This window comes from Rahnella sp. RcJ3, from assembly GCF_009498575.1.
Taxonomy (GTDB): domain Bacteria; phylum Pseudomonadota; class Gammaproteobacteria; order Enterobacterales; family Enterobacteriaceae; genus Rahnella; species Rahnella aceris.
In genome coordinates this window covers 25283-41963 of sequence record NZ_QSNX01000005.1, presented here as the reverse complement: position 1 = coordinate 41963, position 16681 = coordinate 25283, and the positions used below count along the sequence as shown (strand labels likewise).

The following is a 16681-nucleotide window of genomic DNA, read 5'->3' as shown; positions in this document are numbered from 1 at the left end:
ACAACTACACGGCAACTCTGTGATCTGACGGTAAACAGGATTGCTCAGCGTGGAAGCAGCGTTTTCCGTCTGCTGTAATGAAAAAATATTGTGCGCCCGTGGTCCATTGCAGACCGACCCTCTGACCATCAGCAAAGCGTTTCATGCCCGCGACTTTCACGGTCATTAGCTCGGGATATCCGGCAAGTGCGCAGGCCACCAGGGTGTCCGCCCCCATGTATTCATGGCTGACCACCCGGGCGGTCAGGCTGGCGTGTTCAGGCGAAATCAGCTGAATATCTTCGGCGCGCAGGCCGAGACTCAGGGCGTTTTCGTTGAGGTTTTCCACCACCGGCAGCGGCGTACCGGCGAGATAGTGATGCTGCCCGCGGCGTTCGAGCGGCAGAATATTCATTGGCGGCGCACCGATAAATTGCGCGGCAAAAATGCTGGTCGGGTTGTTATAAAGGTTATCCGGGGTGTCGTGTTGCTCGATGCGGCCATCGTTGAGCAAAATGATTTTGTCCGCCATGCTCATCGCTTCGGTCTGATCGTGCGTGACATACAATAAGGTCAGGCCGAGCTTCTTCTGAATTGCACGGATTTCGCGGCGCATACTCTGGCGCAGTTTGGCGTCGAGATTGGAAAGCGGTTCGTCCATCAGGCACAGCCTGTTGTTGGCAATCACCGCCCGGCCCAGCGCCACGCGCTGTTGCTGACCGCCGGAAAGCTGCGAAGGTAAGCGGTCGAGCAGCGGCTCCAGTTCCATCAGCCTGCTGACGTCCGCCAGCCGCGATGCAAAATGACGCTTGTCTTCGCCACGCGCACGCAGGCCGAAAAGCAGATTTTCGCGCACATTCATGTGCGGGAATAACGCGTAAGACTGAAACACCATCGACAGTTTACGCTGCGAGGGTGCCAGCGACGTGACATCGGATTGCTGAAAATACAACGTACCGCTTTCCGCCGTTTCCAGCCCGGCGATGGTGCGTAATAACGTCGATTTTCCGCAGCCGGAAGGACCGAGCAAGGCAATAAAATCACCCTCTTCCACATCAAAACTGATGTCATTGAGGGCCACTTTCGTCCCCCAGGATTTCCGGATGTGATGCAGTGATAGGTAGCTCATGCCGCTGTAAGTCTCTCTGACCGGTGATGGGCATAACCTATCGGGCTAAAATGACGCTTTTATGATCGGGAGATGACGGGATAAAGACGGACAAGGTTTTAAGTCCCATTCATTCACGCTATAATACGCCAACAAATATCGCATAAGTCAGTTGAATATATCGACATGGCGAATGCCAAAGGAATATTTCTCAGGAGAGAAGATGAAGAAGTCACTGTTTGTTCTGGCCGCCGCGATGACCCTGGGGGCGTGCAGCATGAATCAGAATACCGCCGTTAAACAGACCGATTTGCAGCATCACCGTTTTGAGTTGCTGAGCGTCGATGGTCAGACGGTTCCTGCCGCGCAAGGGCGCATTCCGGACATTGAGTTCGGCTCAAACATGCACGTTTCGGGAAAAATGTGTAATAACTTCATGGGTCAGGGCCAGTTGCAAAACAACGTGCTGACCGTGAAAGGACTGGCATCCACCATGATGATGTGCCCGGATGAAAACCTGAATAAGTGGGATCACGTGATCAGCGATGTGCTTAATAACGGCGCGGCGCTGACCTTGCAGGAAAACAAACTGACCCTGACGCAAGGTAAACACCAGTTGATTTATCGTCTGAAAGACCGGATGTAAATTTATTGCCACATTAACTGCAAAAACGCCAGACGACTGTCTGGCGCTTATCAGGCTTTACACACACCCTGCATCAAAGCACTTTCCGAGCACTGACGACCATTAGCCATCGAACACATACCGACGCGGCTGCCATCAAGTTGCGGTGCCATCCGTAATTGCCCGCCCGCCATAGAACAGGCTGCATACGCCGGGCTATCCATATTAACGGTACGTTGCCCGATATTAACGCTGTTGCCTTTTTGTGGAACGTCAGCCGAATCGTCGTGGCTGCTGCATGCGGCTAACACCAGCACACCGGCGGCCAGTAACACGCGAAACGCAGTGATCATCTGTCCTGCTCCTGAATATGACGGGGATTTTTTTGCGAATCGCCATCATATCCGACGCTTTTCGCCTGCGTCGAGCCTTTCGGCAAAATAACATCAACTTTTTCCTAAAATAATCTCAAATTTAAACACTCAGACACATTTTATTTCGGCCGGTTATTTCTTTAACGCATAAAACCAACAGTAATTAACCGCTTTTCCCGCTGCATTCGCGGGAAAATATAATGATAAGGCGCTTATATGCTGACTGAATTTGTCGAAAGATATTCATTAATCATCACGCGCGCGCCCTTCACGCCCCTATTTAGCCGCTGTCCCGAACCGGCTTCTGCACGACAGCTAATAATAATCCCAGCGCCTCGGGTTATTCAGTAACCGCTTAAAATATCAGCCGAAATAGCCCTGCACACAATCAGGATAAATCGATTAATCCGCCCTCTGCTAAGCTTTTAACATTCCCGCCAGCAACCGACTTTTCCGCTGGCTGCCATTGTGAGCAAAGCAAAAAAGGTATTCCATGATCACCACTGATGGTAATAATGCAGTCGCTTCCGTGGCTTATCGTACCAACGAAGTGATTGCTATCTACCCGATCACCCCCAGTTCAACCATGGCCGAAATTGCCGGTGCCTGGTCAGGCGAAGGGAAGAAAAATTTGTGGGGCGATGTCCCGACGGTAATGGAAATGCAGTCGGAAGCCGGTGCGATTTCCACCGTGCATGGCGCGTTGCAGACCGGCGCACTGTCGACCTCGTTCACCTCGTCTCAGGGTCTGTTGCTGATGATCCCGACGCTGTACAAGCTGGCCGGTGAACTGACGCCGTTCGTGCTGCATGTCGCTGCGCGCACCGTAGCCACCCACGCGCTGTCCATTTTTGGCGATCATTCGGATGTGATGGCCGTACGCCAGACCGGTTGCGCCCTGCTCTCTGCCGCCAGCGTGCAGGAAGCGCAGGATTTCGCGCTGATTTCTCAGGTTGCCAGTCTCAACAGCCGCGTGCCGTTCATTCATTTCTTCGACGGTTTCCGGACCTCGCACGAAATCAACAAAATTGCCCCGCTCAGTGATGACACGCTCCAGCAGATGTTGCCGCAGGCGCAGATTGACGCGCATCGCGCCCGTGCTCTGTCGCCGGACCATCCGGTGATCCGCGGCACCTCCGCCAACCCGGACACTTATTTCCAGTCCCGCGAAGCCACCAATCCGTATTACAACGCCACCTGCCAGCACGTCATTGATGCGATGAATGCTTTTGCCGTCCTGACCGGCCGTGAATATAAGCCGTTCGAATATGTTGGCGATCCGCAAGCCGAACGGGTGATTGTGCTGATGGGTTCCGGCATCGGCACCGCCGAAGAAGTGATTGAAACCCTGAATGCGCGCGGTGAGAAAGTCGGCGTGCTGAAGGTGCGGCTGTACCGTCCGTTCAGCGCCGGACATTTGCTGTCCGTGCTGCCACAAAGTGTGAAAAGCATCGCGGTGATGGATCGCACCAAAGAGCCGGGCGCGCTGGCTGAACCGTTATACCTCGACGTGATGACCGCGCTGGCCGAAGCCTATTCCCGTGGCGAACGCGATTCACTGCCAAAAGTGAGCGGCGGCCGTTACGGATTATCCTCGAAAGAATTCGGGCCGGATTGCGTGCTGTCGGTGTTCCGCGAACTGTCGCTCAGCCAGCCGCGTCCGCGCTTTACCGTCGGCATTTATGACGACGTCACCGGCCTTTCCCTGCCGGTGGTGGAAGAAGCGTTGCCGCAGCACGCGTCGCTCGAAGCCCTGTTTTACGGGCTGGGCAGTGACGGTTCGGTGTCGGCCACCAAAAACAATATCAAAATTATCGGCAACAGCACGCCGATGTATGCGCAGGGTTATTTTGTCTACGACTCCAAAAAGGCCGGTGGCCTGACGGTGTCGCATCTGCGTGTCAGTGAAAAGCCGATCAAATCTGCTTATCTGGTGAGTCAGGCGCATTTCGTTGCCTGTCATCAGTGGCAGTTTATCGACCTGTATCAGATGGCAGAACGTCTGCGTGCTGGCGGGATTTTCCTGCTCAATACGCCGTTCAGCGCTGATGAAGTCTGGGTGCGTTTACCGCTGGAAGTGCAGGCGACACTTATCCAGCACGAAGCCCGTTTCTATGTGATTAACGCTGCCAAAATTGCCCGCGAATGCAAACTCGGCGCGCGCATTAATACCGTCATGCAGATGGCGTTCTTCCACCTGACGCAGATCCTGCCGGGCGAACAGGCGCTCGCCGAATTGCAGGGCGCGATTGCCCGCAGTTACCGCAGCAAAGGCGAAGAGATCGTCACCCGCAACTGGATGGCGCTGGCCGCTACGCTGGAAGAACTGGTCTCCGTGCCGCTGCAGGCTATTCCGGAAAATCCGCGCAAACGCCCGCCGATTGTTTCCGATGCGGCACCGGATTTCGTCAAAACTGTCACCGCCACCATGCTGGCCGGTCTTGGCGATGCCCTGCCAGTTTCCGCGTTCCCGCCGGACGGCACCTGGCCGACCGGCACCACGCAATGGGAAAAACGCAACATTGCCGAAGAAGTGCCGATCTGGAAACCGGATTTGTGTACCCAGTGCAATCATTGCGTCGCCGCCTGTCCGCACTCGGCGATCCGCGCCAAAGTGGTTCAGCCGGAATTTATGGCAGATGCGCCGCCTGCCCTGCAATCGCTGGATGTGAAATCCCGCGACATGCGCGGTCAGAAGTACGTGTTGCAGGTCGCACCGGAAGACTGCACCGGCTGTAATCTGTGCGTTGAAGTGTGTCCGGCGAAAGACCGTCAGGATCCGTCCATCAAGGCCATTAATATGGCGGATCGCATCGAACATCTGGAAGAAGAACGCGCCAATTACGATTTCTTCCTCAAACTGCCGGAGATTGATAAAACCACGCTGGAACGCATTGATATCCGCACGTCTCAGCTGATCACCCCGCTGTTTGAGTATTCCGGTGCCTGCTCCGGGTGTGGCGAAACGCCTTACATCAAACTGCTGACCCAGCTTTATGGCGACCGTTTGCTGATCGCCAATGCCACCGGCTGTTCGTCTATTTATGGCGGTAATCTGCCTTCAACGCCGTACACCACTAACGCCGAAGGTCGCGGTCCGGCATGGGCAAATTCACTGTTTGAAGACAACGCCGAGTTCGGGCTGGGCTTTCGTCTGACGGTGGATCAGCACCGCCGCCGCGTGCTGCGTCTGGTTGCATCGCTGGCGGAACATATTCCGGCGGACGTCCTCGGTGGCCTGCGCAATGACACGTCCACGCCTGAAGTGAAACGCGGGCATGTCACGGCGCTGCGTAAAATTCTGGCAGACATCGACACGCCGGATGCGCGTCAGTTAGCCACCGATGCCGATTATCTGGTGGATAAATCCATCTGGCTGATTGGCGGTGACGGCTGGGCGTATGACATTGGTTTCGGCGGACTGGATCACGTCTTAAGCCTGACCGAAAACGTCAACGTGCTGGTGCTCGATACCCAGTGTTATTCCAACACCGGCGGACAGCAGTCGAAAGCGACTCCGCTCGGTGCAGTCACGAAATTCGCAGAACAGGGAAAACGCAAATCACGCAAAGACCTGGGAGTGAGCATGATGATGTACGGTCATGTGTATGTGGCGCAGATTTCACTCGGCGCGCAGCTTAACCAGACCGTCAAAGCCATTCAGGAAGCCGAAGCTTATCCGGGGCCGTCGCTGATTATCGCGTACAGCCCGTGTGAGGAACACGGCTATGATCTGGCGCTCAGTCACGACCAGATGAAACAACTGACTACCACCGGTTTCTGGCCACTGTACCGCTTCGATCCGCGTCGTGTCGAAGAAGGCAAACCGGCACTGGCCCTCGATTCAAGACCGCCTTCCAGCGGGCTGACCGATACGCTCAATAATGAACAACGGTTCAGAAGACTGAACTCCCAACAGCCGGAAGTAGCAGAGATGTTGTATGCGGTGGCAGAGAAAGAGTTACAGGCTAAATATGACTTTTTAGCCATGCTGGCGGGGAAGAAGACCGAGCCGGAGTCTTGAGTTTTTAAACTGTGAGTTGAGAAAAAAACGCGGTCGGCTCCCTCCCCTGCGAAGGGGAGGGTTGGGGTGGGGTATCACAGACAAATCAAAAAGTTAACCTGTGCTTTGACGGCCGTTTTGTCTGCTAAACCCCCTCCCGACCTCCCCCTTCGCAGGGGGAGGAGCAAACAAGCGACCTCACTAAACTAACCGGTATTCCACCCGATATTCCCCCGATCCCACCTCAGCGGTGTATCCCTGTGCGCAGCGCACAAAATCAATCCCGTCCGCTTCCTGCACAGATTGACCGTCCGTCAGGACCACGGTGGCGGAGGTATTTGCCGGAACCGTGACGTTAAGGAAGACGGTATGACCGCTGACTTCCCAGCGTACGCCAATCGCACCATAGATTGACTGATAGCGGGTATCGAGCCAGCTCAGACCGCCGCCGGTCTGCGGTTTGATGATGACGTGTTTGAATCCGGGCTGTTCCTCATCAGCTTCAATCCCTGCCGCCACGCGGTAGAGCCATTCCCCCACCGCGCCGTAAGCGTAGTGATTGAAGGAATTCATGTCCGCGCTCCACATGCTGCCGTCCGGTTTGATGCCGTCCCAGTGTTCCCAGACAGTGGTGGCACCGGCTTTCACCTGATACAGCCACGAAGGGAAATCCTCTTTCAGCAGTAAATTCCAGGCTTCTTTAGTACGGCCATTCTGGCTGAGTGCGTGACAGAAATACGGCGTGCCGACGAAGCCGGTCACCAGATGCCCGTCGTGCTCGTTGAGCAATTCAACCAGCGTATCGGTGGTGCGCTGGCGGAATTCGTCAGGGACCAGATTGAAGTACAGTGCCAGAATATGCGCGGTTTGCGTTCTGGCCGCCAGACGACCCGATGGCGTAAAGAACTCCTCCTGAAAACGACGGACAATCGCCTGATGCAAGGCAGTGTAATGTTGATAGTCTTCAGTACGATTCAGCGCTTTGGCGGCTTTGGCGAACAATTGCGTGGAATAAGCGTAATACGCCGTGCAGGTCAGGTCGTTTGGGGTAGCACCGAAATAACTGCCCTCTTTGGCATCCAGCGCCACCCAGTCACCAAACTGTAATTTGTAATGCCAGATGTAATTTTCCGCATGCGCGGTCATGAAATCAATCCAGCCTTTCATGCTGGCATACTGGTTTTCCAGCACGTTGGTATCGCCATACATCAGGTACATTGTCCACGGGTTGATCACCGCGGCATCAGCCCAGGCCGAGGCAGAATGGGTTCCGCCTTCAGACAACAGGCGGTCCTGGCCACAGTAACCGGTCAGAATATCCGGAATAACGTGCGGCACACCGCCCTCAGCCGTCTGGTCATAACGAAGATCGGTCAGCCATTTGGCGAAGAAATTGCGGGTTTGCATCAGATAACTCGCCGTACGGCAAAAAATCTGCGCATCCCCCGTCCAGCCAAGCCGCTCGTCACGTTGCGGGCAGTCCGTCGGCACGTCGACAAAGTTACCTTTCAGCCCCCACAGAATATTGTGGTGTAACTGATTCAGATCCGGGTTTGAACAGGCGAAAGACCCGGTCTGCTCCATATCGGAATGCAAAACAATGGCGGTGAAGTTATTCAGATCCAACTGCGCCGGATATTCCTCAACCTTCACAAAGCGGAAACCTTGCCAGGTGAAGTGCGGATGCCAGGTTTCTGCCCCTTTACCTTTGAGCACATATTCAGTGCGCTGTCGGGCAGAACGCAGATTATCGAGATACACATTGCCCTCTGCGTCCAGCACTTCAAAGTGGCGTAACACGACTTTATCGCCCGCCTTGCCGCTGACCGTAAACTCTACCCAGCCACTGAGATTCTGGCCAAAATCAATGACTGTGTCGCCTTGCGGCGTGGTGAGCAGCGCAACAGGCTTAATTTCTCCCATTTTCCTGACCCTGTTGCTTCCCTGCGCCACCAGTGTGGATTTTTCATGCATCGCCAGACTGACCGGACGCCATCCCTTCTCTGCGAACCCTTTCACGCACCAGCCGGGGATTTCCCTGCGCGCATCGTAAGTTTCGCCGTCATAGATTTCTGAAAACAGAATGGCGGAATCCTGCCCTTTCCAGCTTTCATCGCTGACCACAATTTCATGCGAGCCATCGTTATAATTTATGACCAGTTGGGAAATAAGCGCGCTCCGTTCACCATAATAATTGCGATGACGGCTGAAGCCCATATCGCCTTTGTACCAGCCCGCACCGACAATAGCGCCAATAACGTTTTCGCCTTTTTCCAGATGTCCCGTCACATCATAAGTCTGATAAAGTAAATGATGGTGATAACTCGTCCAGCCTGGCGTCAGGGCATCTTCTCCGACTTTATGACCGTTGAGATGTAATTCATAAAGTCCGAGTGCACTGACATGAATAAATGCAGACTGAATATCTTCCGCACGGTTCAGAACAAAAGGTTTTCGCAATAATGTTGCGCCGGAATTGTCTTTATCTGCCGACGTTTCGGCGGTAATAAAATCAGCCAGCCATTCATGGCTATACAGCACGCCGGAAATCATCTCCGCAGGTGAACTCCAGGCACTGGTTTCGCCATAATTATCACGTATCTGTACACGGATAAAATAATGCTGCGAGGATGTGAGCATTAATTCCGTCAGGGAAACATTATTTGAACATTCGCTTTCCTGCCATTCGCCGCGAAGCAGGATATTATCAAAATTCTGATCCTGGCTGATCTGGATCCGGTAAGCAGTTTGCCGGACATTTCTGTTATGGCTTTCAATTTCCCAGCCTAATACAGGCAGTTCCTGCACACCGTGCAATGCAGATTCCTGATTTACTGTAAGTCTGATCACTGCGAGCATAATGCCTTACTCCTCATGTAATGTTGTCTGAGCGGTAAACTAAACAACTAGATTTGCTTTATAGCGGATGCCGGATATTGTGTTGCCGGTTCTTTAATAACCGTACCGGCTTCGCTGTTAAATTCATTCCTTTGCTTGCCGTGGAAACAGATCCAGCCGATCAATAAACCGGAAGCCACCGTAGAGGATAAGATGAAATACAATACCAGCGGACCGGCATCAAGCAGCAGTGGCGTAATGAATGCCAGCACACCGCATAACAACCGGGAAATAGCGACAATAATACCTTGTGCTGTAGACCGGAGCATGGTCGGGAAGGATTCCTGCGACCAGACTTTCATTATCCCTTCGAAGGCCAGACCGCTGCCTATCGCGGTAAAGAATAAACAACAGAACCAGGATACGGGTGAAAAGTTAAATACTACCGGCAGGAAGAATCCTCCCGCAAAACAAAATGCCCCCATAATAAACGCGGGGATACGTTTCGGTGTATCGACAAAGCGCATAAACATGATCCCGGCAAATACCCCGACCGGCATGGTCAGCAGGTTCCACAGCGAGTGTTGCCCGACGGAAATACCCACTACGTTAACTGCAATATAAGTCCCAAACTGACCGCCGGTATTCGCTGCAAGATTGGTAAAAGTATAGAACAGACACAACGCAATAAACGGCCACAGATATTTCCCGTGGATAAGATCTTTAAACGACGCTTTCTGCGCACGCACCGTGACAATGCCTGCACGCCGTTCGTTTCGGGCAATCAGCCATAAAGGCGACTCCGGGATCGTACAGCGCAACGCCAGCAGAACGACGGCCACCACGCAGACATGCAGATACATAATCTGCGCACCGGGCCTTCCCCAGTCGCCCACCATGGCAGAAATTGCCATCGTGGTGCCAATCCCCAAAAACCACAGCAGATTCGACAATCCGATAATTTTCCCGCGATTTTTATCCGTCGCCGCTTCAGCAATGGTCGCCAGTGATACCGGTAAGTCTGCACCGGTAGCTAACCCGACCAACAATGTGCCAGTCAGCAGCACCGGAAAGGTATTGCCGAATGCCAGCAGCAGCGTACCGATAATGATCATTGCCATGGTGACAATAAACACTTTGCGTCGGCCATAACAATCCCCCAGTCTGCCGCCCAGAAATGCACCCAGTGCAATACTCAGGGTTAATATGCCAGAAAGTATGCCTATCTGAGCTGATGTTGTCCCTATCGTTTTCTGATAAATAACCAGGGCCGTTCCGTTTGAAACAATCGCGGCTGAATCAATATATGACGCCATGCCGGAAACCACCCCGACGTACCAGGGATTAGGTTGTTTAGTGGTTGACATAATAATGTCCTTCAGAGGTAATGGTGAATAAAAAAGTCCGTGAGCTATCCTTAATTCTTAGTGTTGTTATGGTTTTATATTATTAATTCTTATTATTGAATTTTGTTTTTAATAGCGTGTTTTAATCACACTGTTACTGACTCTCATTCGCTCCTGAGAGGGTGTTCTGTGAAACTCTTTTTTATAGGCTTCCGTCAGACGTGATGGGGTGGAAAAACCGCACACGGTGGCTATTTTCCCGACAGTTAAATCTGAGGTACGCAATAATTCCTGTGTTTTTAACAGACGGTAACGCTGCTGAAATTTTTCAGGTGTAAATCCTGTCATCTCTTTTATAAATCTGAACATCGTTCTTTTTGCCACACCACTTTCTTCACATAAATAATCCCAGTTGATGCTGCATGTGTAATTCTCGCGTAAATAATTCAGCAGATGTCGCTTGCCGGAATCTGTCGGGCTGGCCCGGCATTCCTTGCGGGTCGCACACTGGTACAGGATGACCATCATCGAAAATAAATAAGACTCTGCTGTGGCAAAGTAGGCGTTGTCGTAACAGGCATCACTTTGTCGGGTGATTTTATCGGTCAGCTCAATAACTTTCGTCAGTTCCTCGTCCGTTAATCCTGCACGCCGCTTTTTTATCGAGGCAGTATAATCTTTGATCCCCGCAGTCAGTTGTCCAATATTATTGAGAAAATAAAACGGGCGCTCTTTATGGAGCAAAATATTAGTAATTGACAGCTTATTGGTGGATTCATAACAATGGACATCATGAGCGCTGACGATGAAAAAATCGCCTTTATGAATAAATTCCGCCTGGTCGTTGATTATATGAAACCCGCTGCCGTTGCGGACAATAACCAGCTCATCAAACTCATGCCCGTGTACATCTTCCATCGACTGGCGATTCATATCGAATAAACTGAAAGCATGATGTTCCGAGAGAAAGAAATCACTGACCTTGAGTATTTTCATATATTCACCGGGTTAATAACTAAAATAAATATCGTTAATCACTCTGCGCCATAAAATGTTATGTCCTGATAAAATGATTAGACCGTAATAATTATGACAAGTCTATATAACCCACTGGCACTGGGGCGTAACCGCCCGTGACGTTTGTTTCATTTTTGTATCAGTGAGCTCATTTGAGGATCATCAGACATAAAAAATGCGCAGAGAGATCTGCGCATCGGGAGGAACGGCATGAAACGGTTTTGCTGAATGTTATGTCTGATGCAACCGGTGCTTATGCCCTTTCATCAGACTCAGCGAGGCAGAAAATGCCGCACCTTCGTCACCGGCCATAATCGCTTCGTAAATACGTTTATGTTCACTGAGGCACATGCCCCCTTCTTTTGAGGAATACTCAAAGAACCATTTGAAAATGGTGGTCAGCACGTTGCCGAACGGCACGTAAAAACAGTTTCCGGAGGAAATGAAAATCATCCGGTGGAACTGCGTATCGATATCGACCCAATGTTGTGCATCGAAGTTTTCGGCTACGTGACACATCTGGCGATAAATTCTTGAGAGTTCAATGCGTTGCTCTTTACTGGCGTTCACCGCCGCCAGCGCGGTGGCGTGCGGTTCAATCGCTTTGCGAAATTCCAGAAACTGGTGGTAAATATCTTCCGTCGCTTCCATGCCCTGCATCCACTCCAGCAACTGCGGATCCAGCATGTTCCATTGCGGACGCTCTTTCACGCGGGTGCCGATTTTTGGCCGCGACTCCAGTAATCCCTTGGAGGTCAGCAGTTTCAGCGCTTCACGCAACGCAGTACGGCTGACGCCAAACTGTTCGCCCAGCTCGATTTCACTCGGCAGTATCGCGCCTGACGCCAGTTCGCCCGAAAGAATTTTGCGGGCGATGTCGCGGGCGATATGGGTATTCAGGCCACGGGTCATGCCTGCGGCGGTTTCAAACTGCATCGTCATGCTCTTCCCTTTTTCCTGTGCAGATTGCCGACATCATAGTTCAGGTGGCGGCGCGCTGCATGCCCCCGCCACACTGAAACACCCGAACTGTGCGCTACGGCGCCATCTGGCCGCCATTCACATCCAGAATCTGGCCGGTGATGTAACCACTGCAGGCGTGCGAGGCGAAAAACAGGTAAGACGGCGCCAGTTCTTCAGCGGTGCCGAAACGACCCATGGCGATGGAGCCGGCGATTTTTTCGCGCACTTCTGCGCTCTTATCCGCGTGAAAAACGGTGTCGATGGTGCCGGGCGCGATCACGTTAAAGCGGATATTGTCCCGGGTGAATTCTTTCACCCAGTTGCGGTGCACATTGTGCAGCCAGGCCTTTGAAGCGGCGTAGAGACTGGCACCCGGCCCGCCGCCTTCGCGTCCGGCAATCGAACCGGTGCTGATCACCGATGTGGTTTTGCCGCTTTGTTTCGCCGCGTGACGCAGATGCGGAATAGCAAATTTTGTGACCATCAGCGCCGAACGGGCATTGAGATCCATCACATGGTCATAAAAATCATCGTCAATGCTTTCCAGCCCCTGACGTCCGCCCAGGCCGCCCGCGTTATTAATCAGCACATCAATGCCACCAAAGCGTTCGACAAAACTCGCCACCAGCGCTTCGCACTCGGCCGACTTCGTCACATCCGCACCAAAATAGGCCACTTCGCCGCCGTTCTTAGCGATATCAGCCGCCAGTTTGTCCAGGCTGGCATCATGACGATGGCCGTTAATCCCGACTTTTGCGCCCGCTGCGGCAAATGCCTGCGCCGCCGCCAGCCCGATACCTTTGGTTGAACCGGTGATCAAAACACGCTGACCTTTCAAATCGTTAAACATAGTGACTCCTTTATGATTCAGGGATGTTCAGAGGTGAAACGGATTGCCACGCCACGCTGAACGCATCTTCCGCAGCCGGTGCGGTGCGGTTGCTGATGCGGACGTTCAGTGTCCGGTTGGCGGCAAAGTAAATATTCAGTTCGGTTTGCACGTCGTCATGGCTGACCACGCTGACGCGTTCAACCTTGCCGCGCGCGTCAAGGGACGTTTCGCTGGCTTCATCAAAATAGCCGTGGGTTTCAAACACGCTGGCGAAAATGGCGTTTGTCCCCCGGGTTCGCAGCAGTAAAGCGGGTTCATTACGCAGGTTAAAATTCGGATCGCTGGCCCCGGTGCGGGCGACAATCAGTTCGCCACCGTCGGGAAAGGCGCTGACCAGGGTGCGGTAACTGTCGCCGTCAAGCCAGCTGAATAAGGCCGAATCTCCCGCCGCAATATCAGACCTCGCGCAATCCCATAAATGCTGATAGCCGTGATCTTCGCCGAGTGGCGTCAGCTGGCTGGCAGCATCAAGAGCGGCATCAGTGCGGACAAACTGACCGAGATGATGCAGGCAATAATCGTACTGATGCGGCTCATGGCTGGTAAGCCGGAACACATCGACGATCAGCGGCGAAGACAGTTCCGGCAGGCTCAGCATCAGCACCGTTCGTTGCTGGTTCACCCCCGGATAATAATCATTAAGCCGCGCACTCATCCCCTGACAGGCCGGATTACCCGTGACGAAGAAATGCGGTTCGCCCCAGCGTGTTTCGGCTTCAAGGCTGTTGCCGCCATTCTGGCTTTGCCCGTCAACCACCACGGTGTTGTGCGCGACGGTCTGCTTGCAGTAACTATTGTTTTCAGGAATATAGCGGCCACCGAATTTAGGCTCGACGTTGACCCAGCGGCCAAAGCCGTAATCACGCAGGAACTCGCGTCCGCCGCTGAACAGGCTAAGATGCAGGCCGTCAAAGTGGCCGTGATTGAGCGCCGAATGCAGGCGGGGAATGCTGCCGTGCTGGCCGTACCACATCAGCGCCATGTCCTGATTTTCTGCGTCACTGCGTAAAATCCCGATGCCGCCCTGCGTGCCTTGCGGACCATCGCGCAGTTCTGCGCTGCCCCAGTCCACGGGCGTTGCCGGGGCTTTTTTCAGGGCAGCAGAGAGTTTCAGCGCGGCCGCACTCACCCACACCGTTTGCTGTTGTTGTGCGACAGCAATCCACTGCGGATTGTGGCCATAGCGGGAATAGCAGACGCTGGCGGCGATCACCGCGCCGTCATCACGGATATTGATGGTTTTAGAGGAATCATTCAGCGCAGGCCAGACGCCGTCGGGGAATGCGGTCTGCATCAGGGCTTCACAGGTTTTACGGATAATCTGCTCACGGAACTGATAAATCTGTAAATCCGGCTGACGCCGTTCAATGGCCTCCGCCAGCAGTAACAACGGGCGCAACGCAAAGCGGTGGTAATACGGCCCTTCGATATAATAACCGTCCGGCGAAAAAAGCTGGCTGAGCTGGGCAAAGAATCCACCACTTTCACTGTCGCCTTTCAGGCCATATAAGGCTTTTTCTACCAGCGATGCATCGCCCAGCACATAACCGCTGATCGCCGCTGCGGCCACCGACCAGATACCGTGGTTATGCACGATATCGAAATCACGGCTATGCCGGTTCAGCGCATCATCTGCCATCACCTGAAACAGGTTAGTTTCGATATGTTCCCGCTGAGCCGCGCTAAGCGATGGCATCACACAGTGGTAGCCTTCGACGGCGTACAGCCAGAACATATTTTCATTCAGGGTCTGATGGAACAAACGACCGGGCGCATTGCTGTCTTTGCTGGTCGCGCTGCCCAGCGAGGGATAAATGTCGGCGTAACCGGTCAGCAGCGCCAGCGCGTAATCGCCATAACGTGGCTCACCGGTGATCAGCGCTAAACGCCCCGCCAGATTGATTCCCAGATAGTTTTGCTTGTGCTGCGTATGCTCAGGGCCACCGGCCTCGCCGTGACCGGGAATCGTCAGCGGCTGCACGAGCATGTTTTCCAGCGTGGTGATTTGCGCACGCAGCGCCGCACCCAAAGGAGAATCTGCATTAATCTGTCCGCGCAGTTCATCCGCTTCGCCCGCGCTTATCTGCAACGGCTGCCAGTGATTCATTTATGCATCTCCTGAGGCTGTGGCGCGACATATCCTGCCGCAAACGATGGCAATGACAGCAGCCAGGTTTCGCGTTCAGCCTCCATCACCGCGCCACGGGTCAGGTCTTCGTGGTATCCGCCGGAAGCCGGTTTCACCGCTGGCGGCAAGGTGAATTTCGCGCTGCGGATGTATTGTTCGTAACGGTTTTCACCCGTAGCGTTATCCGCCCAGGACAGCAACGGCACCGGACGCACACGGATCTGATCGAGTGACTTGTATGGCCAGGGCACTGACGGATCGGTAAAGCGCGCCATGAAATCCAGCGAGGTCAGCACGCTGCCGCCTTGTGACGTTTTGTAATGCCAGAGGTCAATGCCGTTTTTCTGCGCCAGCACCGCCATCATGCTGATTGCCTGCAAATTGAAGTAGCTGTAATGAAACGAACGCGTGCGCGCCAGCTCGGCAAGCTGCGTGCCATCGGGTTTGAGTTGCACATCCAGCTTGCTTTTCATCAGCTTCGCCATGTCGCCAGTCAGCGCTTTATCGCCCAGATACCAGGCAATACCGGAGACTTGTGTCACATACCAGTTACCGTGATTGTTCTCCGTTCGTCCTTCTTTTTTCGCGATTTTACTGCCCTGCAACCACTGCAGATAATCCTGCATCCACGCCCGCATTTGCTGTTCGTCGTTATCTGTCCAGGCCGGATTTCCGCGCAACAGCACTAACGAATCGACAATTCGGGTGGAGAAATAGCGGCCATCCAGCACACCGGCGTTACGTCCCGGCGAAATGCCCGGCACGCCCTGCGCATAATTCAGATTCGGGTTCATGCGCGTTTCCGGGTTGATAAACCAGGTGCGCAGCAGGCTGGCGGCTTTATCGGCGTATTTCTGTTCGCCGGAGAAATACCACGCCAGCGTCAGGTTCTGCACCCGTGCGGTAAAATCGGCCAGCCGCACGCCATCACTCTGGTCGTTTTTACTGGCGGGATTCACATGACCGTCCTTGCGCACCCACGGCAGCCCGTCGGGTGTGCTGTCGTCCGGCCACCAGTACGCACTCAGGCTGAGATAATCATGCTTCGAGCCTCCCGGCGGCGTCATGCCTTTGTCGGTCACGCTCAGCTCAGGCTTGTTCAGGGCGGAATCCGCCGCGGCCAGCAAGTGCTGATACGCCTCCGCCGTTTGCGGTGCCGCACGGTGATCGTGCAGTTGCTGGCGGACAACAGACATTTGCGCCGTATTCAAAAATGCCGGTTCCGCAGCCAGTGCTCCGGCAGAACCCGTCATCAGCGTCAGCAACAGCACCAGGCTGGCCGTCACTCCTTTTCCATTACTGCACAGCATTAACGTCATGTATTCTCCCGGCTCCGCGCCATTTCCCCGTTGAGATTTCACGCTTTAGTCATACTAATAAAGCAATGAACCTTCATTTTCGCCAGCCA

11 protein-coding genes are annotated in these 16681 nt (G+C 53.6%); 2 read left to right on the top strand and 9 right to left on the bottom strand.

The window, feature by feature from the left end; translation table 11 throughout:
- Nucleotides 1-4 precede the first annotated feature (4 nt).
- Nucleotides 5-1108, bottom strand: coding sequence for an ABC transporter ATP-binding protein (locus tag DXU84_RS08220; protein WP_013575395.1), 1104 nt, complete (start codon nucleotides 1106-1108; stop codon nucleotides 5-7).
- Between the two features lie 202 nt (nucleotides 1109-1310).
- Between DXU84_RS08220 and hslJ the strand changes: the two genes are divergently transcribed.
- Nucleotides 1311-1733: a heat shock protein HslJ gene (gene hslJ / locus DXU84_RS08215; RefSeq protein ID WP_112198606.1), complete on the top strand. Its 423-nt coding sequence runs from the start codon at nucleotides 1311-1313 to the stop codon at nucleotides 1731-1733.
- 50 nt (nucleotides 1734-1783) lie between these two features.
- Here hslJ and DXU84_RS08210 read toward each other — a convergent pair whose 3' ends face one another.
- Nucleotides 1784-2065, bottom strand: a complete 282-nt coding sequence (locus DXU84_RS08210; protein WP_013575393.1) for a DUF333 domain-containing protein — start codon at nucleotides 2063-2065, stop codon at nucleotides 1784-1786.
- A 514-nt stretch (nucleotides 2066-2579) separates the two neighbouring features.
- Here DXU84_RS08210 and nifJ point away from each other — a divergent pair.
- Nucleotides 2580-6110 (top strand): pyruvate:ferredoxin (flavodoxin) oxidoreductase, encoded by a 3531-nt coding sequence (gene nifJ, locus DXU84_RS08205; protein WP_153375388.1) that lies wholly within the window; start codon nucleotides 2580-2582, stop codon nucleotides 6108-6110.
- A gap of 180 nt (nucleotides 6111-6290) precedes the next feature.
- On the opposite strand, the gene DXU84_RS08200 is transcribed toward nifJ, so the two are convergent.
- The 7 genes from DXU84_RS08200 to DXU84_RS08170 form a co-directional block, all read right to left on the bottom strand.
- Nucleotides 6291-8948: a glycoside hydrolase family 78 protein gene (locus DXU84_RS08200; RefSeq protein WP_153375386.1), complete on the bottom strand. Its 2658-nt coding sequence runs from the start codon at nucleotides 8946-8948 to the stop codon at nucleotides 6291-6293.
- 47 nt (nucleotides 8949-8995) lie between these two features.
- Nucleotides 8996-10294, bottom strand: a complete 1299-nt coding sequence (locus DXU84_RS08195) for an MFS transporter (protein ID WP_037033933.1) — start codon at nucleotides 10292-10294, stop codon at nucleotides 8996-8998.
- A gap of 108 nt (nucleotides 10295-10402) precedes the next feature.
- Nucleotides 10403-11269 (bottom strand): helix-turn-helix domain-containing protein, encoded by an 867-nt coding sequence (locus DXU84_RS08190; RefSeq protein ID WP_112152472.1) that lies wholly within the window; start codon nucleotides 11267-11269, stop codon nucleotides 10403-10405.
- 252 nt (nucleotides 11270-11521) lie between these two features.
- On the bottom strand, nucleotides 11522-12232 hold the full coding sequence (locus DXU84_RS08185) for a FadR/GntR family transcriptional regulator (protein WP_013575388.1): 711 nt from the start codon (nucleotides 12230-12232) through the stop codon (nucleotides 11522-11524).
- Between the two features lie 94 nt (nucleotides 12233-12326).
- Nucleotides 12327-13103 carry an SDR family NAD(P)-dependent oxidoreductase gene (locus DXU84_RS08180; RefSeq protein ID WP_013575387.1) on the bottom strand — a complete coding sequence of 259 codons (777 nt, stop codon included), beginning with the start codon at nucleotides 13101-13103 and terminating at the stop codon, nucleotides 12327-12329.
- A gap of 10 nt (nucleotides 13104-13113) precedes the next feature.
- Nucleotides 13114-15252, bottom strand: coding sequence for a heparinase II/III family protein (locus DXU84_RS08175; RefSeq protein ID WP_153375384.1), 2139 nt, complete (start codon nucleotides 15250-15252; stop codon nucleotides 13114-13116).
- On the bottom strand, nucleotides 15249-16592 hold the full coding sequence (locus DXU84_RS08170) for an alginate lyase family protein (RefSeq protein ID WP_153375382.1): 1344 nt from the start codon (nucleotides 16590-16592) through the stop codon (nucleotides 15249-15251). The genes DXU84_RS08175 and DXU84_RS08170 overlap by 4 nt, the downstream gene beginning before the upstream one ends.
- Nucleotides 16593-16681 lie beyond the last annotated feature (89 nt).